The 23,516-nt window shown below is 62.4% G+C and carries 31 protein-coding genes and 2 pseudogenes; 17 read left to right on the top strand and 16 right to left on the bottom strand.

Annotation, left to right across the window (positions count from 1 at the left end):
• Positions 1–195: 195 nt before the first annotated feature.
• The 6 genes from E5W70_RS14555 to E5W70_RS14530 all read right to left on the bottom strand — a co-directional run bounded on the left by E5W70_RS14555 (position 196) and on the right by E5W70_RS14530 (position 3,685).
• On the bottom strand, positions 196–441 hold the full coding sequence (locus E5W70_RS14555) for a YMGG-like glycine zipper-containing protein (protein ID WP_006328050.1): 246 nt from the start codon (positions 439–441) through the stop codon (positions 196–198).
• Between the two features lie 82 nt (positions 442–523).
• A complete protein-coding gene (locus E5W70_RS14550; RefSeq protein ID WP_292659215.1) occupies positions 524–850 on the bottom strand; it encodes a hypothetical protein in 327 nt (108 codons plus the stop codon).
• Between the two features lie 113 nt (positions 851–963).
• Positions 964–1,134 (bottom strand): hypothetical protein, encoded by a 171-nt coding sequence (locus E5W70_RS14545; RefSeq protein ID WP_292659213.1) that lies wholly within the window; start codon positions 1,132–1,134, stop codon positions 964–966.
• A gap of 139 nt (positions 1,135–1,273) precedes the next feature.
• Positions 1,274–2,308: a sensor histidine kinase gene (locus E5W70_RS14540; RefSeq protein WP_292659211.1), complete on the bottom strand. Its 1,035-nt coding sequence runs from the start codon at positions 2,306–2,308 to the stop codon at positions 1,274–1,276.
• A 191-nt stretch (positions 2,309–2,499) separates the two neighbouring features.
• Positions 2,500–2,664, bottom strand: a complete 165-nt coding sequence (locus E5W70_RS14535) for a DUF1328 domain-containing protein (RefSeq protein WP_023678541.1) — start codon at positions 2,662–2,664, stop codon at positions 2,500–2,502.
• 226 nt (positions 2,665–2,890) lie between these two features.
• Positions 2,891–3,685, bottom strand: a complete 795-nt coding sequence (locus E5W70_RS14530; protein WP_292659208.1) for a response regulator — start codon at positions 3,683–3,685, stop codon at positions 2,891–2,893.
• 223 nt (positions 3,686–3,908) lie between these two features.
• Between E5W70_RS14530 and E5W70_RS14525 the strand changes: the two genes are divergently transcribed.
• Together E5W70_RS14525 and E5W70_RS14520 are read left to right on the top strand one after the other, a co-directional pair.
• On the top strand, positions 3,909–4,103 hold the full coding sequence (locus E5W70_RS14525; protein ID WP_031194532.1) for a NepR family anti-sigma factor: 195 nt from the start codon (positions 3,909–3,911) through the stop codon (positions 4,101–4,103).
• A gap of 3 nt (positions 4,104–4,106) precedes the next feature.
• Complete coding sequence (locus tag E5W70_RS14520; RefSeq protein WP_023678544.1) at positions 4,107–4,658, top strand: sigma-70 family RNA polymerase sigma factor; 552 nt, start codon at positions 4,107–4,109, stop codon at positions 4,656–4,658.
• 30 nt (positions 4,659–4,688) lie between these two features.
• Here the strand turns inward: E5W70_RS14520 and E5W70_RS14515 are convergent, their stop codons facing one another.
• Positions 4,689–5,069, bottom strand: a complete 381-nt coding sequence (locus tag E5W70_RS14515) for a response regulator (RefSeq protein WP_292659204.1) — start codon at positions 5,067–5,069, stop codon at positions 4,689–4,691.
• A gap of 227 nt (positions 5,070–5,296) precedes the next feature.
• Between E5W70_RS14515 and E5W70_RS14510 the strand changes: the two genes are divergently transcribed.
• Positions 5,297–5,623: a hypothetical protein gene (locus E5W70_RS14510; RefSeq protein WP_292659202.1), complete on the top strand. Its 327-nt coding sequence runs from the start codon at positions 5,297–5,299 to the stop codon at positions 5,621–5,623.
• 10 nt (positions 5,624–5,633) lie between these two features.
• Positions 5,634–6,113 (top strand): hypothetical protein, encoded by a 480-nt coding sequence (locus tag E5W70_RS14505; protein ID WP_292659201.1) that lies wholly within the window; start codon positions 5,634–5,636, stop codon positions 6,111–6,113.
• A 56-nt stretch (positions 6,114–6,169) separates the two neighbouring features.
• Here E5W70_RS14505 and E5W70_RS14500 read toward each other — a convergent pair whose 3' ends face one another.
• Positions 6,170–7,696 (bottom strand): HWE histidine kinase domain-containing protein, encoded by a 1,527-nt coding sequence (locus E5W70_RS14500; RefSeq protein WP_292659200.1) that lies wholly within the window; start codon positions 7,694–7,696, stop codon positions 6,170–6,172.
• A gap of 146 nt (positions 7,697–7,842) precedes the next feature.
• Here E5W70_RS14500 and E5W70_RS14495 point away from each other — a divergent pair, with 146 nt between their 5' ends.
• On the top strand, positions 7,843–8,016 hold the full coding sequence (locus E5W70_RS14495) for a hypothetical protein (protein WP_292659198.1): 174 nt from the start codon (positions 7,843–7,845) through the stop codon (positions 8,014–8,016).
• 58 nt (positions 8,017–8,074) lie between these two features.
• On the opposite strand, the gene E5W70_RS14490 is transcribed toward E5W70_RS14495, so the two are convergent.
• Complete coding sequence (locus tag E5W70_RS14490) at positions 8,075–8,995, bottom strand: diacylglycerol kinase family protein (RefSeq protein WP_292659196.1); 921 nt, start codon at positions 8,993–8,995, stop codon at positions 8,075–8,077.
• A gap of 250 nt (positions 8,996–9,245) precedes the next feature.
• Between E5W70_RS14490 and E5W70_RS14485 the strand changes: the two genes are divergently transcribed.
• Entirely contained in the window at positions 9,246–10,598 is a 1,353-nt protein-coding gene (locus tag E5W70_RS14485; protein ID WP_292659194.1) for a PRC-barrel domain-containing protein, read from the top strand.
• 52 nt (positions 10,599–10,650) lie between these two features.
• On the opposite strand, the gene E5W70_RS14480 is transcribed toward E5W70_RS14485, so the two are convergent.
• Positions 10,651–12,228 carry an alkaline phosphatase family protein gene (locus E5W70_RS14480; protein WP_292659193.1) on the bottom strand — a complete coding sequence of 526 codons (1,578 nt, stop codon included), beginning with the start codon at positions 12,226–12,228 and terminating at the stop codon, positions 10,651–10,653.
• A gap of 223 nt (positions 12,229–12,451) precedes the next feature.
• On the opposite strand from E5W70_RS14480, the gene E5W70_RS14475 reads away from it, so the two are divergent.
• The 4 genes from E5W70_RS14475 to E5W70_RS14460 all read left to right on the top strand — a co-directional run bounded on the left by E5W70_RS14475 (position 12,452) and on the right by E5W70_RS14460 (position 15,568).
• Positions 12,452–13,384 (top strand): VOC family protein, encoded by a 933-nt coding sequence (locus E5W70_RS14475; protein ID WP_292659191.1) that lies wholly within the window; start codon positions 12,452–12,454, stop codon positions 13,382–13,384.
• A 10-nt stretch (positions 13,385–13,394) separates the two neighbouring features.
• Positions 13,395–14,030 (top strand): alpha/beta hydrolase, encoded by a 636-nt coding sequence (locus E5W70_RS14470; protein ID WP_292659189.1) that lies wholly within the window; start codon positions 13,395–13,397, stop codon positions 14,028–14,030.
• Positions 14,023–14,322, top strand: coding sequence for a GNAT family N-acetyltransferase (locus E5W70_RS14465; protein WP_292659187.1), 300 nt, complete (start codon positions 14,023–14,025; stop codon positions 14,320–14,322). Before E5W70_RS14470 ends, E5W70_RS14465 begins: the two co-directional genes overlap by 8 nt.
• Before the next feature lie 187 nt (positions 14,323–14,509).
• A complete protein-coding gene (locus E5W70_RS14460) occupies positions 14,510–15,568 on the top strand; it encodes a dipeptidase (protein WP_292659185.1) in 1,059 nt (352 codons plus the stop codon).
• A 214-nt stretch (positions 15,569–15,782) separates the two neighbouring features.
• Here the strand turns inward: E5W70_RS14460 and E5W70_RS14455 are convergent, their stop codons facing one another.
• Together E5W70_RS14455 and E5W70_RS14450 are read right to left on the bottom strand one after the other, a co-directional pair.
• A complete protein-coding gene (locus E5W70_RS14455) occupies positions 15,783–16,040 on the bottom strand; it encodes a hypothetical protein (RefSeq protein WP_292659183.1) in 258 nt (85 codons plus the stop codon).
• 2 nt (positions 16,041–16,042) lie between these two features.
• Positions 16,043–16,171 (bottom strand): annotated as a pseudogene (locus E5W70_RS14450) (aminomethyl transferase family protein); the annotation flags it as partial.
• Positions 16,172–16,392: 221 nt separating this feature from the next.
• Between E5W70_RS14450 and betI the strand changes: the two are divergent.
• The 4 genes and pseudogenes from betI to E5W70_RS14430 form a co-directional block, all read left to right on the top strand.
• The gene (gene betI / locus E5W70_RS14445; RefSeq protein WP_292659220.1) at positions 16,393–17,088 is read left to right on the top strand and encodes a transcriptional regulator BetI; all 696 of its coding nucleotides are present in this window, start codon (positions 16,393–16,395) and stop codon (positions 17,086–17,088) included.
• A gap of 26 nt (positions 17,089–17,114) precedes the next feature.
• Positions 17,115–17,339, top strand: coding sequence for a hypothetical protein (locus tag E5W70_RS14440; RefSeq protein WP_292659181.1), 225 nt, complete (start codon positions 17,115–17,117; stop codon positions 17,337–17,339).
• A complete protein-coding gene (locus tag E5W70_RS14435; RefSeq protein ID WP_292659180.1) occupies positions 17,339–18,640 on the top strand; it encodes a flavin monoamine oxidase family protein in 1,302 nt (433 codons plus the stop codon). Before E5W70_RS14440 ends, E5W70_RS14435 begins: the two co-directional genes overlap by 1 nt.
• Before the next feature lie 27 nt (positions 18,641–18,667).
• Positions 18,668–18,841: pseudogene (locus E5W70_RS14430) on the top strand (aspartate aminotransferase family protein); the annotation flags it as partial.
• Positions 18,842–18,941: 100 nt separating this feature from the next.
• On the opposite strand, the gene E5W70_RS14425 reads toward E5W70_RS14430, so the two are convergent.
• From E5W70_RS14425 to E5W70_RS14415, 3 genes are all read right to left on the bottom strand, one after another.
• Positions 18,942–19,442 (bottom strand): DUF6496 domain-containing protein, encoded by a 501-nt coding sequence (locus E5W70_RS14425; protein ID WP_023678569.1) that lies wholly within the window; start codon positions 19,440–19,442, stop codon positions 18,942–18,944.
• Between the two features lie 122 nt (positions 19,443–19,564).
• The gene (locus tag E5W70_RS14420; protein WP_366509704.1) at positions 19,565–20,242 is read right to left on the bottom strand and encodes a dienelactone hydrolase family protein; all 678 of its coding nucleotides are present in this window, start codon (positions 20,240–20,242) and stop codon (positions 19,565–19,567) included.
• Between the two features lie 11 nt (positions 20,243–20,253).
• Positions 20,254–20,988, bottom strand: a complete 735-nt coding sequence (locus E5W70_RS14415; protein ID WP_292659171.1) for a phosphoribosyltransferase — start codon at positions 20,986–20,988, stop codon at positions 20,254–20,256.
• Between the two features lie 305 nt (positions 20,989–21,293).
• Between E5W70_RS14415 and E5W70_RS14410 the strand changes: the two genes are divergently transcribed.
• The gene (locus E5W70_RS14410; protein WP_292659168.1) at positions 21,294–21,704 is read left to right on the top strand and encodes a CBS domain-containing protein; all 411 of its coding nucleotides are present in this window, start codon (positions 21,294–21,296) and stop codon (positions 21,702–21,704) included.
• Between the two features lie 89 nt (positions 21,705–21,793).
• Here E5W70_RS14410 and E5W70_RS14405 read toward each other — a convergent pair whose 3' ends face one another.
• Entirely contained in the window at positions 21,794–22,273 is a 480-nt protein-coding gene (locus tag E5W70_RS14405) for an Hsp20/alpha crystallin family protein (protein WP_292659165.1), read from the bottom strand.
• Between the two features lie 266 nt (positions 22,274–22,539).
• Here E5W70_RS14405 and E5W70_RS14400 point away from each other — a divergent pair, with 266 nt between their 5' ends.
• Both E5W70_RS14400 and E5W70_RS14395 read left to right on the top strand, forming a co-directional pair.
• Positions 22,540–22,977, top strand: coding sequence for a DUF2267 domain-containing protein (locus tag E5W70_RS14400; RefSeq protein ID WP_292659160.1), 438 nt, complete (start codon positions 22,540–22,542; stop codon positions 22,975–22,977).
• Between the two features lie 49 nt (positions 22,978–23,026).
• The gene (locus tag E5W70_RS14395; RefSeq protein ID WP_292659158.1) at positions 23,027–23,497 is read left to right on the top strand and encodes a YbhB/YbcL family Raf kinase inhibitor-like protein; all 471 of its coding nucleotides are present in this window, start codon (positions 23,027–23,029) and stop codon (positions 23,495–23,497) included.
• The last annotated feature ends 19 nt before the right edge of the window (positions 23,498–23,516 follow it).

Raw genomic sequence — 23,516 nt, 5'->3', positions numbered from 1 at the left:
ATCTCAATGTCACACGCGAATTGCGTGGCACAATCAGGCGCGATTTTCGCGAAGACGGCTTGAACGTCGAAATCAAGGTTCCGCTGCCGGCCTGAAACGCCGTCTCGTGGGTCGCATCGCGACAGCGCCTTGGAGGTGCAAACGCGGAGACAGGTGGCCTGCCTCCGCGTTTGCTGTTCGCCTGGAGTTCGAAAACTAATTGCAGCGAGCTGTGTAGATCCGGCCGTGACGATCTCTGTACTGGCAGTAGCCATTTTGCAGACGGCGAACGAGCAGACCGCCAATCGCACCAGCGCCAGCGCCGATCAAAGCGCCCTTGCCGCCGCCGACAGCGCCACCGATGAGTGCGCCGCCCACAGTGCCGATACCCACGTTCTCTTCCGTGGTGGTGCAGCCGCTGACCGCAACAACGGCAACCATGGCAATAATCATCTTCCGCATGGAGTCATCCTCACTTTTGTCCTCACTTTAATAAGCTCCAGCCGCCATTTAGCATGAAAGTACGGCCTTTGCCCGCACGATTTCATTGTTGATTAAGATAGTCTTTTTCGGGGCGTGCGCCGTTCGATGCTACCACGAACCCGGAAATCTCCAAGGAGGCATCGAGCGTGCCGTCGGGACGCACGTTCCATATGATCCTGTCATAGTCGTCCTCGAGCGCCGGATCGACGGCAAGGCATTTGGCGACGACATATTGGGCTTGGCCCTGCAGGTCGGTGACCGCGAACGGGCGCGCAGCCGTGCACTCGGTAGTGGTTTCGAAAACGCTTACCGGCGCCGGCAATTCACGGCACGCGGTCATGGCATTCGAACAGCCGACAACCAGCAGCAAGGCGGCGATGTGCTCCATGGCAGGGACCTCTCGCCATCGAAACGGCTCAAATCCCTCAAAGTTCCTGTGACGACAGAGCGATCAAGCAGACGTGAGCAGCGGAAGCCGGCGGCGGACCTTGGCGAGCTCGATCAGATCAGCTGGGACGCGGCGGTCAGGACGATCGCGGCCATAAGCGCGACGGCGGCGAAGCGGAGCGGCGAAGCACGAGGCGCGGGCGCTGCGGACGCGTCGGGATCCTGAAAACCACTCATCGAGACGCGAGCGGCGTGTTCCAGTCTGTTCAAGTTGGCAGCCGTCAAGGCCCATTCCTTCCATATTGTGCCAAACTCAATCGATGTCCGGTGGATCGGCACGTTCGGACAGGATCGGACCTTATGGTGAACAGTCGGTTAAGGTTGGCGATGCGCAGCAAGCCTTCTCGCGCCGACCGCCGTTCGTTCAATCCGTCTCGAAATTGCCGTGAGGAACGACAAGGCGGTATTCAAGGCGGTTCCCGGTGATCTCAAGTGTCGCCGTTCCATTCAATGAAGTGGGCACGACGCGTTCAAGCGCGACGCTGCCAAAACGCTTCTCGCTACGCTGATTGTCGTTGGCTCCGATCACTTCGGCCCATGTCAGCGACAGCGCAGGCTCGCCAGCGGAAGCTGCCGTCAGATCGGCCGTTACCTCGACGAAACCGTCGCTGCGCGACAGTGCGCCATAGCTGACCGAATTGACGGCGAGCTCATGCATGGCCAAACCGATGTGCAAGGCGGCATTGGGGTTGAGATATGGATTTGCGCCGCGGAAGCGTAGGCTGTGCAAGGGGTCCGCGCCGTACCTGCCGACCTGACCGGAAACCAGCTCGCGCAGCGCCGCTCCCCGCCAATTGGATGACGTAACCAGGTCCTGCGAGGAGGCCAGCGACTGCAATCGGCCCCGGAAACGCGTCAGGAAATCGTCAATGCTGCCGGAATAACGGCCCGTCTGGGTGGCGATGCTCTGGATGATGGCCAAAAGGTTCTTGGAGCGATGACTGACTTCGCGCAGCAGCGCCTTCAACGTCTGCTCCCGGCGTTTCTGCTCGGTTGTTTCGACCATGGTGGTCACGACGCCCTGCACCGCGCCGGTCTCGCTGCGGTCGGCGTCTATCCACACCTGAAACCAGCGGGCGCCGTCATCGGCCGGCACGCTGAGTTCGAGATGTTGAGGATTGCCGGAGACGATGACGTCGTGCTTGGCGGCGCCGATACGCTCCGCCTGCGCCGGCGGCAAGATGCCGTTGTTGTCGGCGGCATCGGAAGTCCATGGGGCGCGCATGTTGCGCGCCCACACCGTCTTCATTTCGCGATCCTGGTATAGGACGGAAATCCCGGCATTGTGCAGTGCATGGAGAAGGGCCCGGCCAAGCTGCATTCCGCTTTCGGCGGGATGCAAAGCGATGATCTCATCACTCCGGCCGCGGTCTTTCATTTTTCCGACTCTGGTACGCATCGGTCAATTTGCTCAACCCATGTCGGGCTGAACGGCTCGCGGAAAAATGGGTTCCAAAAGGAGGAGCTTCGTATCAAGCCTTAAAAAGCGGTCCGCCGAGCGGCATCCCGTTGGAGGACACTGCCCGGCGGTGGCTGGAAACCGTTTGAGGGGTGCGGCTTCCAGTGTTCGCTTGAGTGGCCGCTTGGCATTCACGCTCGTCTGATCAGGCCGGCAATAAGCGATATGATCAGGAAGGCGAGAAAGATGAAAAACAATATCTGCGCTATGCCGGCCGAGGTGCCAGCGATGCCGCCGAAACCAAGCGCACCGGCGATGATCGCCACGACGAGAAATACGAGCGCCCAGTAAAGCATGATCCATCTCCTTCCAATGCTGCGGTGAAAACGTGATTCGCCTCCGTTTGTTCCACCATTTCCCGAAAAAGACGATGCTGAAAATCATTACGGCCCGAATTGCCACGGTGTGTGAAAAGGTCCAGTTGGTTGCCCCAGTTGGCTGTCGTGTGTTAAGCCGGCGTCACGCCCTATCTGCTCCAAGGGAGTGGCTATCCTGGCGGCCGCAACTCGGCCGCCAGCTGTTTCATGCCGCCGCTTTCGCGTGCCGGTCAAAGAACAGGGCCTGGCTGATAAGAGCCTTGACCATATCCGGATTGAACGGCTTGGTGACGAGGAAAGCCGGTTCCGGCCGCTCACCGGTGAGCAGGCGCTCGGGAAAGGCGGTGATGAAGATCACCGGCACCAAGGTCGACGAAAGGATCTCATTCACGGCCGCGATGCCCGAACTGCCGTCGGCAAGCTGAATATCGGCAAGCACCATCTTTGGCCTCGCCTTGCCGAACATCGCCACCGCCTCGGCGTGGGTGCGCGCCGTTCCGACGACGCGATGGCCGAGGCTTTCGACCATTTCCTCGATATCCATGGCGATCAGCGGCTCATCCTCGATGATCAGCACGTCGGTTGCCACCTGACGGGAGATCTCGTTGCTCGCCTGCGCGAGAAGTTCGGAGAATTCCTGTTCGTCGACGTCGAGAATCTCCGCCGCCTCGTCTTCGCTGAAGCCTTCGACCGCGACCAGCAGAAAGGCTTGGCGGGGACGAGGCGCAATTGCATTCAGATTGGCCGCGGCGCGCTGTTCCCATGCCGACTGGGCATGCTCCTGCGGAACGCGAATGGCCACCGAGGTGAAGAGCTTGGCAAAGACCTTGTAGAGCGCGATGCGGTCGTTCGATGCGTCCGGAAAGATGTCGACATCGGCAATGATGGCCTCGAGCATTGCGGCGACCAGCGCGTCGCCGCTCTCCTGCGATCCGGATACGGCGCGCGAGAAGCGGCGCAGGAACGGCAGGTGCGGAGCGATGGTTGCTGATAGGCTCATATCGGACGTCTCCCTCATATGACGTGATTGCATGTTACAGCTAAAAACGTTCGTAACCCCAAAGTTAGAAACGCGGGTTATGCGAAAAAGTTCCGGTCATGGGGAACTAAGTATGCGGGCTGGCGTTTAGGGCGGGGTTGGGCAACCAGACGAGGCTGCCGCTTGCCTTGCGTTATGTGTTGAAGGGCGGCTTAAGGCTGGGACAAAGGGCGAAATGAAGAACATGACGAAAGCTACCACGGCTGGCGTTGGCAACGGGCGCCGGGCTGCTTCCCGCGACCCGCTTGGGCCGAACTCGGAAATCGGCCGCAAACTCAAACAATATTACGACGAGCTGGTCTCCGACAATGTGCCGGATCGCTTCGCCCAACTGCTCAGCCAGTTGGAAAAGGCCGAACCTGTGCAAAAGAAGGACTGAGGCATGGCGGCCGTCTCCCAGGGCTTCAAGACCGATTTGCTCGGCTCGATCCCGAGCCTGCGGGCTTTTGCCGTGTCGCTGACGCAAAACGCCGACAAGGCCGACGACCTGGTGCAGGAAACGTTGGTCAAGGCCTGGGACAAGCATGAAAGCTTCCAGCCCGGCACCAATCTGAAGGCATGGCTGTTCACCATCTTGCGCAACGAATTCTATTCGCAGATGCGCAAGCGTGGCCGCGAGGTGCAGGACAGCGATGGCGTCATGACGGCCAGGCTTGCCGTTCATCCGGCCCAGCACGGCCAGCTTGACCTCGAGGACTTTCGCGGCGCGCTCGAGTTGCTGCCAGAAGACCAGCGCGAAGCCATTATCCTCATCGGCGCGTCGGGCTTCTCTTACGAGGAAGCGGCCGAAATCTGCGGCTGCGCCGTCGGAACGATCAAGAGCCGCGTCAGCCGCGCTCGCACACGGCTGCAGGAAATTCTGAAGATCTCCGGTGAAGACGAGTATGGCCCGGACGCAATTTCGGCTCAGGTAACGGGGTCGACGGCTGCGTGAAGCGCGGGCGTGTTCGAACCGCTCCGCGCCTCAGCGCAGAGGCGTTCGCCTGCAGGCCGCCGCCACTGCCTCGACGAGATCGTCTCCCGAATAGGGCTTGGTGACCAGTCTGACGCCGGGAAAGGATTTCTTGATCTCGTCGGTATCCGAATAGCCCGAGGCGAAGACGAACGGGATGCCCGCTTCACGCAGCCGCGAAGCAAATTGGAGCGTCGAAACGCCGCTCAGCATGAGGTCGACGATGGCCACATCGAACTGCGCGGCAACGTCTTGCTGTTCGATCTCAGTCAGATCACGGGCGATGACCACATTGAGCGCGCCGTAGTCGCGGCAAAGCTGCTCGATATCCATGGCAATCAGGAACTCATCTTCCAGGATAAGAATCCGCAAACCGTCAAGTGATGCGCGCACGCAGCAATATCTCCTTGAATGCGTCTCTAACGTGAAACGGGGAAAGTCATGATCGTTATTTGGCATGCTGTCATTTAAAAAAGACCTGCCCGCGCGGATGCGTCGGCCGCGGCCCGTGTAAGGCATTTGCAACGCGCGCTGCCGGAGATAGGGTTAGAAGAGGTTCGTGCCGGAACCTTGGGGTCTGTCGGGCGTTTCGACCGAGCAAAAGCATGGAGAGTGAAGCAATGCCGACTGCCGCAGGAAAGGCCGCGAACGAAGCCCGCACGAATTCCGATATTGAGGCCGACATCGCACAACTAAAGGCCGACATCGACCAACTTACCAAGCTGTTGGCCAAAACTGGCGAACATGGCTACGGGGCAGCACGGCGAGCCGCCGCCGAAAGCGTCGAGCAGTTGCGAACCCAGGGCGAGGCAGCCTTCGACAGCCTGCGCAGCAACGCCAGGGACATCGAGGCGCAGATGATAGCGCATATGCGCGAAAAACCGGTGACTTCGCTGGCGATCGCCGCAGGCGTCGGATTCCTCTTCGCGCTTCTCGCGCGCCGCTAGTTCTGCACGCATGGGAATGCTTGCATCGCTGATCTCGGGCCTCGCCTCGGGCGAAACCATTGCGGCGGTGCAACGTGCGCGCGTCGCTGCGATTGTCTATTCGGTCGCAGCGCTCGTGGCGCTGTGCGGCCTCGGCTTCCTCGTCGGGGCGGCCTATATCTGGACGGCGGCCCGCTATGGGCCGATGGCAGCTTCCCTGAGCTTCGGGATCGGCTTTCTGGCAATCGCCGGTCTCATCCTGCTCGTCTACCGGATGTCGGCCGGCTCGCGCGCCAGGCGCCGGGCGAAGCGACGCAACGCCGACATGAAGGCTATCGGCATCACTGCGGCACTCGCCGTGCTGCCGGCGCTGCTCAAGGGCAAAGGTGGCCCGGGGAAGGCCGGACTGGGCGCGATTCTCGGGCCGGCGATAGCACTCGCTGCCTACGCTATCTACCGCGAGAACGTGAAGCGCGGCTCCGATGATCCGGATACCGGCAAACGGGAATAGTTCGGAGGGGATAGTTCGGGGCAAACGATTCTGGCGCCGGTCGCAAAATGCTGGCATCACAAATCTTCGAGCGGAATCGATATTTCGGCGACCACGCCGTCCGGCCGGAATTCGTGGGTCACCTCGCTGGAAATGACCTTGGCCAGGCTGCGGCGGATCAGGATCGAGCCGAAGCCATGCCGTTCGGGCGGCGCAACCCGCGGGCCGCCGCTTTCGCGCCAGGCCAGCAACAGACGCCGTGCACCCTTCCTGCCTTCTACCTTCCAATCGAGATCGACCTTTCCGGAGGAAACCGAGAGCGACCCGTATTGCAGTGCGTTGCTTGCCAGTTCATGCAGGATCAGCCCGAGCCCGACTGCCTGGTCGGGTGAGAGCAGGACATCAGCGCCGGAGATCGTCATGCGTGATTGTCCGGCGGCTTGGAACGGCTTTACCTCGATCTGCACCAGCTCGCGGATGCCGATGCCGCGCCACTCGCGGTCCGACAGCAGGCTGTGCGCAACGCCCAGTGCTTGCAACCTGGCGCTGAAGGCTGCGAGGAATTCGCTTGGCTGGCGGGCATGGCGAACGGTCTGCGTCGCCAGCGCCTGTACGGTTGCCAAAGTGTTCTTGACGCGGTGATTGAGCTCGCGCAGCAACAGCCGTTGACGTTCGTCTCCAAGCTTGCGTTCGGTGATGTCGTAGTTGACGCCGAAGATCAGCGTCGGCTTGCCCTCGCCGTCGCGCTCTATGACGCGGCCGCGCGTTGCGATCCATCGTGGCGGATCGAGGCCTTTGACACGGTATTCGCCAAAATAGTCGTCGCTGCCGGTCAGCGCGTCGCGAAAGCGTGTTTCGGTCTGGTGAACGTCGCGCGGGTCGATGGCGTTCAGGATGTCGCGCGCCCTCAGCCTGTTCGACTTCGGCAGGTTGAACAATTCGGACAGCAGGACATCGCAGTCGATCATGTCGCTGCGGATATCCCACGCCCAGCTGGCAAGCGAAGCCGCGTCGAGCGCGATGGCGCGCCGCTTTTCCTCTCGAACCAGTGCGGCCTCGGCAATCGCCGCGCTACGGGTTGCATCCTTCAGCGTGAACAGGCTAGCGGCAAGGCCAGCCAGCGCCGACAGCTGGTCGAGCTGGACAGAAGAGGGACGTGCGTGCGGCTTCCGGTCGAGCACGCATAGCGTGCCGATCAGCGCGCCGTCGATTACGATCGGCACGCCTGCGTAAAAGCGGATATGATGCTCGCCGGTGACCAGCGGATTGGCTTTGAACCGCGGATCCGCCGCCGCGTCGGCCACCACCATCGGCACGTCGCCGGCTGCGATGGTATAGGCGCAGAACGATGTCTCGGTTGCGATTTCGGTCTCGTCGAGACCGATACAGGACTTGAACCACTGCCGCTCGGCATCGACCAGCGTGATCAGTGCGACAGGCGTTTGCATCGCCGAAGCGGCAAGACCGCCGATACGATCGAAATCAGGGTCGGCAGCCCTGTCCCGCGCGTCGAGGCCGTGCAGCACGGCAAGACGGTCCGCGGCGCCCACCACACGGCGAATATCGGCCGGCAGACCCGGCGTGTTCTGGCTATTGTCGTCCACTATGCCCCCGGTGGCCTGCTCCGCTGATTGGTCAGGCCAACCGGCCCGTCTGCCGCCTTGCAGAGCCGGAACTTTCGCGGCGGGGGACCGTTACCAGCCAACGCCCCGCTAGTTACGCCTGCCGGCGCCAAATATGGAGCCAGACAATGCCAAAAACCATTCCTGAAAACAAAGCCCGTCAAGGGCGGCGGGGTCGGCATGTCCTTCGTATCCTGATCGCCGCGCTGTTGCTGGCTTTTATCGCCTGGGGCGTCGCCGAAATCTACGGCTGGATGATCGAGACGCCGAAGACCGAGCAGGGCAACACGCCCAGCGGCTAGATTCTCTGCATCGCTCGTGTCAGCTCGCATTACGCAACCCACATCACGCTACCCCACGTCAGGCAACCTTTGCCTCGGCGGCGCCCGCCGGGACGAGAACATTCAACGCGCGCGGATGGATTTCGACGGTCGTCTCGCGATCGAGCTTTACCAGTTCGCCGTCCATGACGGCCTGAACTTTCCTGTTCGTCGAATGGATTTTCAAAACGGCGCGGTTTGCCTGATGGATTTCGACATGCTCGTTGCCGCGCCATTTCCCACGGGCGACGTCAAAGAGGAACCTGATCAATTCGCCGCGCCGCCGTGCCACGGTGACATAGATGCCCAGCACGCCGCCTGCTGGATTATCGGCATAGGGCAGGTGACCCTCGCCGAACAGATTGTTGGTGATGCCGATACCGGTGATCCGGGTTCTGATCTCGGCCTCACCGATCATCAGCGTTACGTTCATCGCCGGTGGATTGTTGATCGTTGCCCAAGCGGCTCGCACCGAGGCACGCATCTTCCCCAGCCGCGAGCCGAATTCCATCTTCTGGCGCAGTTGCACCATCCTGGCGTGCATGCCGATCGAGAATTGATGCACGAAAGGCCGGCCGTTGGCTGTTGCAATGTCAATCGCCATCACCTCGCCGTCCGCAAACGATTTCAGTGCCGCATCGAGGGTCTGCGGAATACCGAGGCCGCGCGCAAAAAGGTTCATTGTACCAGCCGGCAGAATTGCCAGCGCCTTCTCCCCATTCATCAAACGGGCTGCCGCGGCCGAAATGGTGCCGTCGCCACCGCCAGCCAGCACGACATCGATGCCGCGCCTGGAAGCTACGCCGTCCAGTGTGGCGGCGATATCCTTGCCGGCGACGATTTCGATATCGATAGAGTGGCCGGCAGTCTCAAGCGTGCTGCGCATCCGGCTGGCGAAGGCTTCAAGATCGATGGTGCGCAGGGTGCCCCCGTCCTTGTTCAGCACCGCTGCAAACCGCATGGCCGTTCCATTTTACAGCACCTATCGGGCCGGGACGGGGTCCCAGCCGGGAGTGGAACGGGGCGGCCGAGAAAATGTTCCTTTCGACCAGAGCGGCGAATCCGAGAACCATTGACCTCGCATGGGGTGCACCACGGCTTTTTTCGGAACAACAGTGTGGTCACAACGTTGTGAACATGCAGAAGACGCTGCGCCCGCAGTGACGCCAGGCGGGCAGGGCGTGCACGAAATCCCACGAGGAGACACTGAGATGATCCGCACCCTTTTAACCACGACAGCAGTCGCAACATTGATTGCGACGGGTGCATTTGCGCAATCGGCGACGACCCCGGCGCCGGCGCAACCACCCGCCGCCCAGGATACCGCTCCGGCGATACGTGCCGAGGGCAGCCTTGCCACCAACATCATCGGCGAATCCGTCTATAATGGCACCGGCGACGATGCCCAGAACATCGGCAAGGTCAGCGACGTCGTCTTCGACGAGCGCGGCGAGGTAAAATCCGTCGTCATCGGCGTCGGCGGTTTTCTTGGCATAGGAACCAAGAACGTCGCTTTCGACTACAAAAAGATGCAATGGGCCGAAAGAAATGGCGACCGTTGGCTGATAGCGCAAACGACGAAGGACGAGTTGACGGCTCAGCCGGATTTCGACCGGAGGCCCTACGATCCGGCTCCGCCACCAGCTTCGGCCGATAATGCGGCGCCTGCCGCCCCTTCCACCAGCGCGCAAAATACAACCCCGGCGCCTGCCGCGCCGGCTGAGCCAGTGAAGCGCGCCGAAGGCAATCTCGCCACCAATATCATCGGCGAGACCGTCTATAACGGCACCGGCGACGACGCCCAGAACATCGGTGACGTGAACGACATCGTCATCAACAAGGAAGCCAAGGCGCAATCGCTGATCATCGGTGTCGGCGGCTTCCTCGGCATCGGCGAAAAGAACGTCGCCTATGATTTCGACAAGGCGCAGTGGGCCGAGAGGAACGGCGATCGCTGGCTGGTCGCGCAAACTACCAAGGAAGAGCTGCAGGCGCAGCCGGACTTCGACCGCAAGCCCTACGATCCGGCCCCGGCAACCACTGCGTCGGCTACTGCGCCTGCCACCGTCACGCCTACCGTGACGGCCAGCAGCACAGCCGCAAACAATAACACTGCGACGACCAACAACACTGACCAAGCCAGCAAGACGGCTCAAAACGCTCCGGCAGCGGCGCCTCCGGCTAACTCGGCGGCCGACCAGACCAAGACCGGATCGATCGACAAGTCGACGCTAACCGAAATGCCGATGGGCGAAATCCGGGCCGAGGATCTGGTTGGCACAACCGTTTACGGCGCCAACGATGTCAACGTCGGCGAAATCGGCGATATCGTGCTGGGCAGCGACAAGAAGGTCGACGCAGTCATCATCGACGTCGGCGGCTTCCTTGGCATCGGCGAGAAGGAGGTGGCGGTCGGCATGGACAACCTGAAATTCATGACCGACAAGAACGGCAAGCGCTATCTCTACACGAACTTCACCAAGGAGCAGCTTGAGGCGCAGGCCCCCTATGACAAGGCCACGTATGCGCAAAGTCGCGATAAACAGCGCATGATCATGCGCTAAGCTGCACACAGGCCGACAGAGAGGCCCGCGCCGGCAACGGCGCGGGCTTTGCTTATGTCGAGGGAAAGCCGGCGACATGGCCGGCAACGCCATTGTCCGTCAATTCGGCGAGCGCCAGAGACTGGTCGAGATGCTCGGCCCGCCAGGCGAGCAACTTCTCGGCAAATTCCAGCCGTGCCGGCAGATAGGCTGGGTCGTCAGCGACGTTGGTCAGCTCGCCGGCATCTTTTTCCAGGTCGAAGAGCAAGGGCGGCAGGCCGCCGCCGAAATTCACATATTTGAACTTTTGCGTGCGGATGACGGCGAGATTGCACTGACGCGGACCGATGCCGAAATACCGTTCTGCATCACCATCCGCGATCGAGCGGAAATCGAACTCCCAATGCGCCGCATCGCGCCAATTGTCCGGCTCAGTTGCGTCCAGGAAAGGCGCCAGCGAGCAGCCGTCGAGATGCGGCAGCACTTCGCCGCCAGTGAGCTCGAGCCCAGTGAGCTCGAGCAAGGTCGGTGCCAAATCCACCGCCTCGGTGAAGCGGTCGACACTGCTGCCGGCAGCCTTGCGGCGGCGCGGATCGCGAATGATCAGCGGAATATGGAAGCTGCCGTCGAAGAAGCCGCCTTTGCCCAACATGAAATGATCGCCCATCATCTCGGCGTGGTCTGAGGTCAGCACGATGACGGTGTCGTCCCATGCATCGGCCGCCTTGACCGCTTGCCAGACACGGCCAAGCTGCGCGTCGACCTCCGAGATCATGCCGTAATAGAGCGCCCGGATGCGGCGAAAATTGTCGTCGCCCCAGTCGCGCACCTTGCCCTCCGAGCCGGGACGGAATTTCGACCGTTCCTGCCGGTCAAGTTCATAGGCGAGATATGGGTGGCTTGCTGCTTCGGCCTGCCAGCTTTCGGCGCGGTCAAAAGCTGGACCGATGGCCGGATCGTACATGGCGTTGTAAGGCGCCGGCACGATGAAGGGCGGGTGGGGGCTGATGAAGGAAAGATGCGCGAACCACGGGGCATCGCGCTCCTGCTCGCCGAGCCAGCGGATGAATTCGCCGGCCAGGAAGGCCGACGGCGTCTCGTCCTTCGAATAGATTGGCGGAGCGTTGCTGATCCCGCCGTCGTTTTCCAGGATTTCGCCCACCGGGCGGTGGATGGCGGGGGAGGTGGCGCCGGCATCGACGCCGCGCGCCTTGAGCCATGACAGCCAGGGCTTCTGGTGCTCGGGCAAAAGCTGGCGCACGGTGAAGCCGGGCAGTACGCCTTCATAGCTCTTCAGCTGCGGGTCACTAGGCGCCAGCGTGCGCGGGTCGCGCGCCATGTCGGTATAACCGAAGAGCGTCGGATCATAGCCGAGGGCGCGCGCCCAGAGCGCTATGTTGCCGTGGCGGGCATCGAGCGGTGTGCCATTGCGGCAGACACGATTGTTCATCTGGTAGAGGCCGGTGTAGAGGCAGGCGCGCGCTGGCGAGCAAGGTGCGGCGCCGCCATAGTGCTTCTTGAACAGAACGCCCTCGGCAGCCAACGCGTCGGCATTCGGCGTCTTTACCACCTTGTGGCCAGCAGCCGATAGGCAGTCGCCGCGCCACTGGTCGCAGGTGATCAGGAGAATGTTGGGGCGTTTTCCACTCAACCGCGGTATCCTCACGCTGGCTACATGCGTCGCTCATGGAGCGCAATTTCGGCGAGTATGCAAGCCGGTCCAGTTTGCCGAATGGTGAACAAAACCTGCTTCGTCGTTCACTTTAACAGCACAGTCCATTCTGTGTTTGCCGCCTTTGCGGCCAAGAGGCGGATGCTCATATTTGCGTGGACAGCGGCAAGGGCCGCACCGGCACAAGGAAAGGAGCAGAAACATGCTCGACCAGGTCAAGGGCCTGCATCACGTCACCTCGATGGCCAGCGATGCGCGCCAGAACAATGAATTCTTCACCGGGACGCTCGGCCTGCGGCGGGTCAAGAAAACCGTCAATTTCGACGCACCCGATGTCTACCACCTCTATTACGGCGACGAGGTCGGCACGCCCGGCTCGGTGATGACCTATTTCCCGTTCCCGAACATCGGCAAAGGCCGCCATGGCGTCGGCGAAGTCGGTACCACCGCTTACTCGGTGCCCGAGGGCACGCTCGGCTATTGGGAGAAACGGTTTGCCGAGCAAGGTGTCACCGGGCTGTCCGGCGAGGAGACGTTCGGCGAGAAGCGTCTTGTCTTCGCCGGTCCCGATGGCGACGGGTTTGCGCTGGTCGAAGACAGAGCGGACAGCCGTGCGCCATGGGCCAAGGGTGGCATTCCCACCGACGAGGCGATCCGCGGCTTTCACTCGGTGTCTCTCAGGCTGAAAGATGGCGGCGCCACCGAAGAGCTGCTGAAATTCATGGGTTATGAGGAGGTCGACAAGTCCGGCAACGTCAGGCGGCTGGCGGTGAAGAACGGCAACGGCGCCGACGTCGTCGATATCGAATCGCTGCCGGGGGCCGGCTTCGCCAATCTCGGCGCCGGCTCGGTCCACCATGTCGCTTTCGCCGTCGAGAACCGCGCCAAGCAGCTCGAAGTGCGCAAGGCGCTGCTCGATACAGGTTATCAGGTGACTCCAGTGATCGACCGCGATTATTTCTGGGCGATCTACTTCCGCACACCGGGCGGCGTGCTGTTCGAAGTCGCCACCAACGAGCCAGGCTTCGACCGCGATGAGGATACCGCCCATCTCGGCGAGGCGCTGAAACTGCCGTCGCAACACCAGCATTTGCGGCCCTATCTCGAGCAGCATCTGCAGAAACTGGAAGACTGAGGACAAGGTCATGAGCAAGGATTCGTATATTCACAAGGTGCTGCCCGGTTCGCCGGGCGGACCGCTGCTCTTCGTCTTTCATGGCACCGGCGGCGACGAGGCCCAGCTTCTGTCGCTTGGACGCGATCTCGCGCCGCAAGCGACGATCGTCGCTCCGCGCGGCGATGTCTCGGAACAAGGCGCCGCACGCTTCTTCCGCCGGACCGGCGAGGGCGTTTACGACATGGGCGACCTCACGCGAGCGACAGAGAAGATGGCCGGTTTCGTCACAGCGCATGTCGAGACGGCAAGGCCACCTTCGGTGCTCGGCCTCGGTTACTCCAACGGCGCCAACATCCTGGCCTCGGTGCTGTTTGCCGAACCGTCGCTGTTCGACGCAACGGTGCTGATGCATCCGCTGATCCCGTTCGAGCCGAAGGTCAAGGGCAGCCTTGACGGCAGCCGCATCCTGGTCACCGCCGGCAGGCGGGACCCGATCTGTCCGCCTGATTTGACGGCGCGGTTCGAAGCCTATTTGCGCGCCGATGGCGCCGATGTCACAGTCGAGTGGCATGACGGCGGCCATGAGGTGCGGCCGAGCGAGATCGAGGCGGCGCGGCGGTTGTTCGCCGTGGCGCCGGATGAAAGGACCGCAAGCCATGTCTGACCTATTGCCGGAGATCGAACTGGAGGACCGCGGCTCGAAGGGCCGCTACTTCCTGCGTGGGCCGGGCGGCGCCGAGGCGGAGATGACCTTCACCAAGATCGGTGAGCACCAGATCATCATCGACCATACCGAAGTGCCGGATGCATTTCGCGGCCAGGGCGCGGGGCTTCGCCTGGTCACCCGTGCCGTCGAGGATTCACGTGCGGCGGGCAAGACGATCATCCCGCTTTGCCCGTTCGCCAATGCCCAGTTCCGCCGCCATCCGGAATGGGCGGACCGGCTGAAGCGGTAAGAGGCAGCCCCTCGATGAATGACAGGAGAAAGGGTGCGCGGCTTTACCGCGTGCCCCTTCGGCCATTGGCGGCGTACAAACACAAGGCAAATATGCGGGATTTGCGCAGAGCGCCCGTCTTGCCTAAGTATTGCCAACAAACCGGCTCGCCGTCTGCGGTCCGACCACTTCAACCGAATGGCCCTCCATGACCGAATACGATCTCGTTCCCGTCTTCGACGGCCACAACGACACGCTGCTCAGGCTCTACCAGTCGAAGGATGCGGACGTCGAAAAGCTGTTCGTCGAGGGGACGCCGGGTGGCCATATCGACCTGCCACGCGCGAAGAAAGGCGGATTTGCCGGCGGCATGTTCGCGATCTTCCCGCCGCCTGTCGAGAAATCCAAACGCGGCGCCGTGCCGCTGGCACCGAGCGACAGCGAGCCCTTGCCGCCCGAGGTTCCTCGCGCCGATGCGCTCAACTCCACCGTAGCGATGGCCTCGATCCTGTTCAGGTTGGAGCGGGCTTCGGCGCTTACCGTCTGCCGCAGCGCCGGCGATGTGAGGAAGGCGATGGCGCAAGGCTCGATTGCGGCGGTGTTCCATATCGAAGGGGTCGAGGCGATCGACCCTGAGCTCACCTTGCTCGACGTTCTCCACGCAGCCGGCTTGCGCTCGCTCGGCATCGTCTGGAGCCGTCCCAATGCCTTCGGCCACGGCGTGCCGTTCCGCTTCCCTTCGTCGCCCGATACAGGGCCGGGGCTGACCGATGCCGGCAAGGCGCTGGTGAAAGCCTGCAACCAGCTGAAGATCATGATCGATCTTTCGCATCTCAACGAAAAAGGTTTCCGCGACGTCGTCGAGATCAGCGACGCACCGCTGGTCGCGACCCATTCCAACGTGCACGCGATCTGCGGCCATTCGCGCAATCTCACCGAATGGCAGCTCGGCGCGATCCGCGACTCCGGCGGCATGGTCGGGCTGAACTTCGCCACCGGGTTCCTACGAGAGGACGGCAGGATGAACGCCGACACCAGCCTCGACATCATGATGCGCCATGTCGATTCGCTGCTGCAGGCGCTAGGCGAAGACGGCGTCGGCCTAGGCTCGGATTTCGACGGCGCCATGATCCCGGCCGTGATAGGCGACGTTGCCGGCCTGCCAAGACTGCTCGACGCGTTCGCAGCACGCGGCTTCGGGCGCGCGCTGATCGAGAAGATCGCCTATCGCAACTGGCTAGGCATGCTGGAAAAGACCATCGGCTAGGCCTGTCGATATTCAGGTGAGGCCGGCCTGCAAACGATGGCTTCCTGCGCTTCCGGCCTTCGCCGGCCGAAGCACTCATGAGCGGTCGTGGCAGTTAAGGCTACGGCCGGCGTAGGCCGGTGCTCACGTACTTAAGCACGCTCCGCTCCGGTTCTCGGAAACCATCGTTTCGACTCGGCCTGACCTGAATCTCAACAGGCCTAGGCGGGAATTACTAGGCGCCCATGCGTTTAAGCCAGTCCTGGCCAACGCCGCGGTCGCGGATGATCAGCAGCGGATCGGTCGAATCCAGCCTCGCACAAATGCGGTAGACCTCCAGCGTCTCAGCGCTCATCTCGCCGCGCTTGTAGAAGAACATGGCCGCGGCATAGCGGGTTCGGCCCGACCATTTTTCGCCGAGCGGCGTGTTGACCAGCTGCCACTGCTCGGCGGCCTCGGCATCGATTTCGCGACTGTCGGTGTCGTCAGTCATCTCTAAAAATCCGCAGGCGGATTGGCGGTGCGGCGGTCGAGCCTGACGAACGGCCGCGGCACCAGTTTGGCACGCTTCAACAGCTGGTGATACCGCAGCTCGCGCCTGGCATAGATCTCGACCCAAAGGTCCGCTGCAGGCGGGGGCGCCGATCTGGTCCACGCATCGCCGGGATCGCCACCTTTTGCCAACGGTGCCTTCGACATCGTTTTCTCCAAGGATGCCTATCTCGACGAGAACATTCGAACCCGGGCAGCCCTGCAGAAGGTGCTTGACAGTGGCGAGCACCGTCCCACTGATCTTCGCGGCCGAAGCCAGTCGGCTAGCCGGCGATGCTGGAGACCATCACCCGATGAAGACAACAGAGGCGCGCGAAGCCCTCCTCGAACCGGCGCGAAAAAGCGATTCCGAAAAGCGCGGCCGCAAGGCGTCGAAAGAGACAAGGCAGTTTCAACTGATCGAAGCGACAATCGATTCATTGGCCAAGCGCGGCTATTCGGAAACGACTATGGCCGACGTCGCCGACGGCGCCGGCTTGTCGCGCGGCATCGTCAATTTCCATTTCGAGAGCAAAGAGAAGCTGCTCGTCGCCACTTTGCAATACATGTATGACGAGTATTCGGCGCATTGGCGCAGCGCCTTGCAAAAGGCCGGCGATGATCCCGCGCGCCAGTTGCAGGCATTGGTCGCGGCCGATTTCGACCGCTCGATCTGCAACAAGCGCAAGCTGGCTGCCTGGTGTGCCTTCTGGGGCGAGGCCAAATCGCGGCCGAAATATCAGGCGCTGAGCAGCGCACGCGATGCCGTCTACCAGAACATCTTCATCGATCTTTGCGCGGCGCTCAAGCAGAGCGGCTTCTATGCCTATGAACCACAAGTCATGGCGCTGGCGCTCAGCGCCATGCTGGATGGTCTGTGGCTGCATTTGATGATGGGCACCGAAGACACCACACGCGAGACGGCACTGCAGGCCGCGAACGGGTTCCTGTCCGCGGCATTCCCCAAGCACTATCCGAAATCTGCAGCCAGCGGTGCCAAGCCGGCGTGAACAATCAAAAAGAGGATGGAACAGCATTGAAGACTATAACCCGACGCCCGACACTGACAGCGGCATTGGCTGCAGCACCGGCGGCTTCGGCGACGGGGCTGGCGGCTTCGGCCGCGGCGCTGGCGGCGGACAAGGACCTCGTCCTGTTTAACTGGTCCTGTTACGAGGATCCCGGCTTCCATCCGCAGCCGGTGGCGCCGGAGTTCAAGCAGCGGATGGTCGCGGAATTCGAGAAGATCAAGGCCGGCTAATGAAGTTCAAGATCGAACGAGCCGATGTGGCCATCGTCGGCGCCGGCTTCACCGGCCTGTCGGCCGCGCGTGAATTGAACCAGGCCGGCATCGATGTCGTGGTGCTCGAAGCCCGCGACCGTGTCGGCGGACGCGTCGAAGCCGTGCAGAACGGGCTCGGCGAGCGGATCGACAGCGGCGGCCAGTTCCTGTGCGAAGACATGCCGGAATTGATGGCGCTGGTGCGAGCGCGCGGCAAGACATTGGTCGAGACCCATGTCGCAGGCGAATTCGTCACGCAGCCGCGAATGAGCGAGGCGCAAGCCGGGCGCACTTACGGCACCGCGATGCGAATACGCGAGCGGATGAATGCGATCGCACCGAACGACCCGGCCATTGCCGGCTTGACGGTTGCGGCATGGCTCGATCGCCAGGCCGATCCCGACGATGCCAAGGCCGCCTTTCGGTCGATGATCGAGGGCCTGTGGTGCCTGGCAATGGAAAGGCTGCCGCTGTGGTACCTGATCGACAATGATCGCCGCGTCACCAACGAGGTGTCGGAGCTGCAGTATTTCGTGCGCGAAACCATGCATTCGCTGGCGGATGATCTTGCGCGGGATCTCGGCGATCGACTGCGGCTGAATACAGCTGTCGAGGCCATTGAGGACGGGCCGGGAGGGGTTCGCGTCGTTTCGCCTGCCGGCGCGATCGAGGCACGAGCGGTACTGGTCGCCGTACCGCCGATGATGGCCTCGAGAGTGGATTTCGTGCCGCCGCTGCCGGCTGTGCTCAAGAGAGCCCTCGGCGTCTGGCAAAGCGGCGCGGTGATTAAAATGCTGGTGCGCTATCCCAAGGCTTTCTGGCGCGACAGGGGCTTGAGCGGCATGGTGATGTGGCGCGATCCGCACGGGCTTTTTGCCTGCGATGCAAGCAGGGACGAGGATCATGCAGCACTTGTCGTCTTCATCGGCGGGCCGCTGGCGCAGCGCTGGCGGGATCTGGACGACGCAGCGTTACGCGCAAAGGTGACATCAAAGCTGGAAGAGGCGCTCGGTATCGAGGCGGCCGGCATTATCGATCTCAGCTATCGCGACTGGACCGGGGATCGCTGGAGCGGCGGCGGTTACAGCGATCTGATCGTCGATGCGACGGCAACTGATGCCGAACGCATTATCCGTGCTGGCGCGTCGCCGATCCATTTCGCCTCGTCGGAGCTGTCGCCATCATTTCCGGGCTACGTCGAGGGCGCCATCGTCGCCGGCCGCATTGCTGCGCTAGAAATTATTCAGACGGCCATCGCCATCAGAGCCTCAGGGTCATAAGCGAGGCGGATCGAGCTGCCGACCGGGATCGACGCGCATTGCCACGAGCTCAGCCTGCTGGTCAGGCCGCTGATCAACATGTGCGTAATGTCGCCGCCGCTGATCATCACGCGCGAGCAAATCGACGACATGGTGTCGATCTTGCGCGAAGGCATTTCGCGCATGATGGACGATCTGCGCCGGGAAGGGGGTCTGGGAGGAATAGGCGTTTATCGCCGGCGGCCTTATCGACGTCTTGCCTTTGCTGGCGGCGGCCCGTGGCGTCCATATCGGGTTTCCTGGAGGCGAACGCCGTCTTGAACTATGCGTGGTGAGCCCGCGTTCTGGCGGCCTTCTGCGCCGCCGCCTTCCTTCCGCTGGCGCCTTTCGTCTCGGCGGCCTTCTTTGCGGCGGCCGAGCGCTCCTCAGCCGTCCGGCGCGAGGCCGCACGCTTGGCCTGCTGCGCCAGCGCCTCGTGCGATGCCGTGCTCTTCGGCTCGTGCTCGAGCACCTTGGAGACGGCTTTCGAGACCCGCGGGCGGCGTTTCGGCGTGCGTTCGCCCTGGCCGGCCTCATAGGCGTATTCGGCGCTTTTGCGCGTGCTCTCCTTCACCTTGCCCTTTTTGGGCGGGGGCAGGTCTACGCCTGCGCGTCTCGCCTCGGAAAGCCCGATGGCGATGGCCTGCTGGGTCGAGCGCGCGCCGTGCTCGCCGCGGCGGATCTTATCGATCTCCTCGTGCACGAACTCGCCGGCCTGCGTGCTCGGCGATTTGCCCTCGCGCTTGTCCTTTCGGGCCTTCTCGATGGTCTTCTTGTCCGGCATTGTCTTTCTCCCACATACGGGTTGCGACAGCCATTCGGGTTGCAGCTGCGCGCTGTCTTATGAGGATCATAACGCGTTGAGGACGCAAATGATCCCGGGACTGGTGATGCAAGCCCCGGCTGTCAGGGCGTCGACGCCGATCTGTCCGAAATCAGATGGCGCAAGAACCATCGGCTCGCGAGATCCGCGACTTCGTCCAGGGCGCCGGGCTCCTCGAACAGATGTGTCGCGCCAGGGACGATGGCGAGCTCCTTCTCGCAGCGGAGCGCCGCCAGCGCCGAGCGGTTGAGTGCGATCACTTGCGTGTCCGCGCCTCCGACGACGAGCAAGGTCGGCGCCCGGACGCGCGGCAGGGCGAGCGCTGCAAGGTCGGGCCGGCCACCACGCGAAACCACGGCTGCGGCCTGGTCGGGCCGTTCGGCCGCCGCCACCAGGGCGGCACCGGCGCCCGTGCTCGCGCCGAAATAGCCAAGACGCAACCCCGACGTGTCCGGCGAGGCGCCGAGCCAATCCGTGACGCCGACCAGCCGGTCGGCGAGCAGTCCGATATTGAAGCGCAACTCGGCCGTGACCTGGTCGATCCGCTCCTCTTCGGCGGTCAACAGGTCGACGAGGAAGGTGGCGAGGTTCGCCTCGTTCAGCCTTCGGGCCACGTAGCGGTTGCGCGGGCTGTGGCGGCTGCTTCCGCTGCCGTGGGCGAAGAGCACAAGGCCACGAGCATCCGGGGGCAACGAAAGATTGCCCTCAAGCGTGACAGGCCCCGCGGGAACATGCACGACGTGCTCGCTATCCCGGTCCATGTCCATCTCCGCTATGTCGATCTGGTGCCAGGCACCGGACCCGCGCTCGCGCGCCCGGCCAATTCTTCTTCGGAAGCGGCAGGCTTGTCGGAAGCCGCAGGCTTGGGCACGCAGCTGGCGAGGAGCGCGCGGACCTCTTCATCGCTCGTTTGTGAGAAATCCACGTACCAGCGCCCGACACCCAGCAACGGCTCTGGTGTCGTCGCGCAAACGACCTCGTCGGCGTCCGCCCGCATCGCGTCGCAAGTGTCGGGGCTACCGACGGGAACGGCCGCGACAATATGGGCGGCGTGGTTTTTTCGCAGCGCCTTGATCCCGGCCCGCATGGTCGATCCGGTCGCAAGCCCGTCATCCACGAGGATAATGGTCCGTCCATTCAACTGCGGCGGGGGTCGCCCGTCCCTATAGAGGTGCTCGCGGCGCAGAAGCTCTTTTTCCTCCTTTGCGGCGACCGCGTCGATGACATGTGGCGGGATCGCGAGACCGCTGACGATTTCGTCGTTCAGGACACGTACGCCTGAGGGCGCGATCGCCCCCATGGCCAGTTCCTCGTGACCGGGGACGCCGAGCTTGCGCACGACGAAGACGTCGAGCGGTGCCTTGAGTGCCTGCGCGACCTCGTAGCCGACCGGCACGCCGCCTCGGGGCAGCGCCAATACGATCACGTCGTCGCGGCCGGCAAAGCGAACGAGCTCCCCGGCGAGTCGCCGCCCGGCCTCGCGGCGATCTGAAAAGATGATAGCCATGACCTTCAATCCGCGTGCATCTGTTTTCCCGGTGGATGTTTTGTCACCAGCCTGCGGCCACATGCCCTGGGATGGCTGCGGCACCGGTACCATTTTGGAACTCGCTCGCTGCCTGGACGTTCCAAGAATAGTTTCGATCGCGAGGTGCCGGCACCGGCCCGGGTTAACGCGGATCGGGAAGATCGAAGATAGCGATCCGTACATGCCTCGTCCGGCGATTTCGCGATGCGCGGCAACAGGCGCGTCTGGCGGCTTGTTGCCTCAGCAATCAGAGAGAGGAATGTCCCATGCAAGTTCAGGAGATCATGAGCCGTCGGACCGAACTGGTCGGCCCGAACACTACAATCAGGGATGCCGCCCGGAAAATGCGGGCCGACAATCTCGGCGCCCTTCCGGTCGGCGAGAATGACAGGCTGGTCGGCATGGTGACAGACCGCGACATCGTGATGCGCGGCGTCGCCGAGGAGCGCTCAGCCGGCAACACGACCGTTCGCGAGGTCATGTCCGAGCATGTCTATTGGTGCTTCGACGACGCCGATATCACCGATGCGGCGAAGATCATGGCCAAGCATCAGGTGCGTCGTCTTCCGGTGATCAACCACGACAAGCGCCTCGTCGGCGTCATTGCCCTGGCCGACCTCGGGCGGACCCATAAGGAAGCCGCCAAAATCGCTCTCGAAGGCGTTTCCGAGGCAACGGACGATCCCCGGCGCTAGACGCTCGCCTGAGCGGTTGCCGCCGTGCTCGCCGTTCTCCCTCCCTCGGGGGTGAACGCAGCCTGCTCAGGCAGCCTTCAGTTTGGCTATTATCGCGCTTTCACTTCTATGCGGCGTGTCTTGTCCTTTGCAGCGGGATTCTTCGGAAGCTCGACAGTCAAAACGCCGTTCCTGAAAGTGGCCTGCACCTTGTCGGCATCGATCTCCGCTTCCAGGGGGATCGTCCGCTGAAACCGGCCATAACTGCGTTCGCTGTAGGTGTGGCCGCGGTCACTTTCCTTGTGCTCCGAACGCTTCTCGCCCGTAATGGAGAGGGTGTTGTCGCGCAGATTGAGCTCAACATCCTTCTGCTCGAGCCCCGGCAATTCGGCGGTGACCTTATAGGCTTGGTCTGTTTCATATACGTCGACGCTCGGCCAAAGATCGCTGGCCGTAGTCGCTTCGGCCATTGGCGCAAAGAAGTCGTCGAACAGGCGATCGATCTGCCGGTGGAATGACGTGAGTGGGTCTTGCGCGGACGGGTAGAGGCTGCGCGATGGCGTCCAGGGCGCCAAATGATGATGTGCCATGGTTCTTCTCCTGTTTTCGTGTCTGCATCACTCGTCGCCATGTGATCGGCGACGGCAAGCAAAACTCGTCCACCCATGAGGATGTTCCGAGCGCCGACCAAGAAAGGCGGTCGAAAAAACAGCGGCAAAAAGCCGGCCCGAATTCCCTCATGACGGGACCTCCGACAATGAATGCGCATCAGGATATGCCCCATCGGGGAACAACGGGCAGGTACGGCTGTTTGGTCACATCAGCCTAGTCGGATTTGAACGGAAGGAGGAATTCGATGAACGCCACCGGACTCGACGTATTCGACAAGACACTGCAGACCACGAACATCTGGCTCGACGAGATCATGGACGAGATTGGACCGGATCGGCAGGTCGCCTGGCACGTCCTCGGAGCGGTGCTGCACGCCCTGCGCGACCGTATGCAACCCGATCTTGCAGCCCACCTCGGCTCGCAGCTGCCGATTCTGGTGCGCGGCGCCTTCTATGACCAATATCAACCTTCCAAAGCTCCCGAGAAGGTGCGGTCGCTCGACGAGTTTCTGGCCAAAATCAAGGCGGAGCTGGAATTTAGCCGTCCGATCGATTCCAAGGATGCATTCAGGGTCGTGTCCAAGGTGCTCGCCCATCACGTCGGAGAAGGACAGATGCACAAGGTCTGGGAATCCCTGCCAGGCGAGATAAGACGCGTCGCCGAAGCTCAGCAAGCGGCGTGAACGGCGCCGGCGCGGGTTTCTCGGTCGCAACCTTCTTGGGGAAACAGCAATGCCACTCACCCTTATCAGCCCGGCGTTCCCGGCAGACGGAAGAATTCCCGAAAAATATGCGCGTGACGGCCAGAACGTCTCGCCGCCGCTGAAGTGGTCCGGTGTTCCGGATGGTACCAAGAGCCTTGTTCTTGTCGTGCAGGATCCCGATGCGCCAAGCGGGGTTTTCGCGCACTGGGCGGTCTTCAATATCCCGCCGGATGCCGGCGGACTCGCCGAGGCCGAAGACGGCAAGCCCGGCCCGTCGGCACTCAGGCAAGGCACCAACGATTTCGGCAATGCCTATTACGATGGTCCGCAGCCGCCTGCAGGGCACGGCGTGCACCATTACCACTTTCTGCTGGCCGCGCTCGATGTGCCGAGCCTCAGCGTACCGGGACAGGCGGGCGTGCATCAGGTCTGGAAGCAAGCCCAGAAACACGCATTGGAGGAGACGGAGTTGGTCGGAACCTACGAACGGCCGGCGTGACGCGGGCGGCGTCGAGCGC

The sequence above is a fragment of the Mesorhizobium sp. genome, assembly GCF_005063415.1.
GTDB lineage: Bacteria > Pseudomonadota > Alphaproteobacteria > Rhizobiales > Rhizobiaceae > Mesorhizobium.
The sequence above is the reverse complement of the archived record's forward strand: the minus strand, read 5'-3'. Positions and strand labels throughout refer to the sequence as shown.

What these genes read in the sequence shown, in the direction of transcription:
- E5W70_RS14510 (WP_292659202.1), top strand. Translation starts at nt 5,297, where the DNA reads ATGCCGACTGCCGCAGGAAAGGCCGCGAACGAAGCCCGCACGAATTCC.
- E5W70_RS14415 (WP_292659171.1), bottom strand. Translation starts at nt 20,988, where the DNA reads ATGGCTATCATCTTTTCAGATCGCCGCGAGGCCGGGCGGCGACTCGCC.
- E5W70_RS14420 (WP_366509704.1), bottom strand. Translation starts at nt 20,242, where the DNA reads ATGGACCGGGATAGCGAGCACGTCGTGCATGTTCCCGCGGGGCCTGTC.
- E5W70_RS14425 (WP_023678569.1), bottom strand. Translation starts at nt 19,442, where the DNA reads ATGCCGGACAAGAAGACCATCGAGAAGGCCCGAAAGGACAAGCGCGAG.
- E5W70_RS14465 (WP_292659187.1), top strand. Translation starts at nt 14,023, where the DNA reads ATGTCTGACCTATTGCCGGAGATCGAACTGGAGGACCGCGGCTCGAAG.
- E5W70_RS14540 (WP_292659211.1), bottom strand. Translation starts at nt 2,308, where the DNA reads ATGCGTACCAGAGTCGGAAAAATGAAAGACCGCGGCCGGAGTGATGAG.
- E5W70_RS14395 (WP_292659158.1), top strand. Translation starts at nt 23,027, where the DNA reads ATGCCACTCACCCTTATCAGCCCGGCGTTCCCGGCAGACGGAAGAATT.
- E5W70_RS14530 (WP_292659208.1), bottom strand. Translation starts at nt 3,685, where the DNA reads ATGAGCCTATCAGCAACCATCGCTCCGCACCTGCCGTTCCTGCGCCGC.
- E5W70_RS14490 (WP_292659196.1), bottom strand. Translation starts at nt 8,995, where the DNA reads ATGCGGTTTGCAGCGGTGCTGAACAAGGACGGGGGCACCCTGCGCACC.
- E5W70_RS14535 (WP_023678541.1), bottom strand. Translation starts at nt 2,664, where the DNA reads ATGCTTTACTGGGCGCTCGTATTTCTCGTCGTGGCGATCATCGCCGGT.
- betI (WP_292659220.1), top strand. Translation starts at nt 16,393, where the DNA reads ATGAAGACAACAGAGGCGCGCGAAGCCCTCCTCGAACCGGCGCGAAAA.
- E5W70_RS14435 (WP_292659180.1), top strand. Translation starts at nt 17,339, where the DNA reads ATGAAGTTCAAGATCGAACGAGCCGATGTGGCCATCGTCGGCGCCGGC.
- E5W70_RS14525 (WP_031194532.1), top strand. Translation starts at nt 3,909, where the DNA reads ATGACGAAAGCTACCACGGCTGGCGTTGGCAACGGGCGCCGGGCTGCT.
- E5W70_RS14550 (WP_292659215.1), bottom strand. Translation starts at nt 850, where the DNA reads ATGGAGCACATCGCCGCCTTGCTGCTGGTTGTCGGCTGTTCGAATGCC.
- E5W70_RS14405 (WP_292659165.1), bottom strand. Translation starts at nt 22,273, where the DNA reads ATGGCACATCATCATTTGGCGCCCTGGACGCCATCGCGCAGCCTCTAC.
- E5W70_RS14495 (WP_292659198.1), top strand. Translation starts at nt 7,843, where the DNA reads ATGCCAAAAACCATTCCTGAAAACAAAGCCCGTCAAGGGCGGCGGGGT.
- E5W70_RS14505 (WP_292659201.1), top strand. Translation starts at nt 5,634, where the DNA reads ATGGGAATGCTTGCATCGCTGATCTCGGGCCTCGCCTCGGGCGAAACC.
- E5W70_RS14410 (WP_292659168.1), top strand. Translation starts at nt 21,294, where the DNA reads ATGAGCCGTCGGACCGAACTGGTCGGCCCGAACACTACAATCAGGGAT.
- E5W70_RS14475 (WP_292659191.1), top strand. Translation starts at nt 12,452, where the DNA reads ATGCTCGACCAGGTCAAGGGCCTGCATCACGTCACCTCGATGGCCAGC.
- E5W70_RS14485 (WP_292659194.1), top strand. Translation starts at nt 9,246, where the DNA reads ATGATCCGCACCCTTTTAACCACGACAGCAGTCGCAACATTGATTGCG.
- E5W70_RS14460 (WP_292659185.1), top strand. Translation starts at nt 14,510, where the DNA reads ATGACCGAATACGATCTCGTTCCCGTCTTCGACGGCCACAACGACACG.
- E5W70_RS14555 (WP_006328050.1), bottom strand. Translation starts at nt 441, where the DNA reads ATGCGGAAGATGATTATTGCCATGGTTGCCGTTGTTGCGGTCAGCGGC.
- E5W70_RS14400 (WP_292659160.1), top strand. Translation starts at nt 22,540, where the DNA reads ATGAACGCCACCGGACTCGACGTATTCGACAAGACACTGCAGACCACG.
- E5W70_RS14470 (WP_292659189.1), top strand. Translation starts at nt 13,395, where the DNA reads ATGAGCAAGGATTCGTATATTCACAAGGTGCTGCCCGGTTCGCCGGGC.
- E5W70_RS14520 (WP_023678544.1), top strand. Translation starts at nt 4,107, where the DNA reads ATGGCGGCCGTCTCCCAGGGCTTCAAGACCGATTTGCTCGGCTCGATC.
- E5W70_RS14455 (WP_292659183.1), bottom strand. Translation starts at nt 16,040, where the DNA reads ATGACTGACGACACCGACAGTCGCGAAATCGATGCCGAGGCCGCCGAG.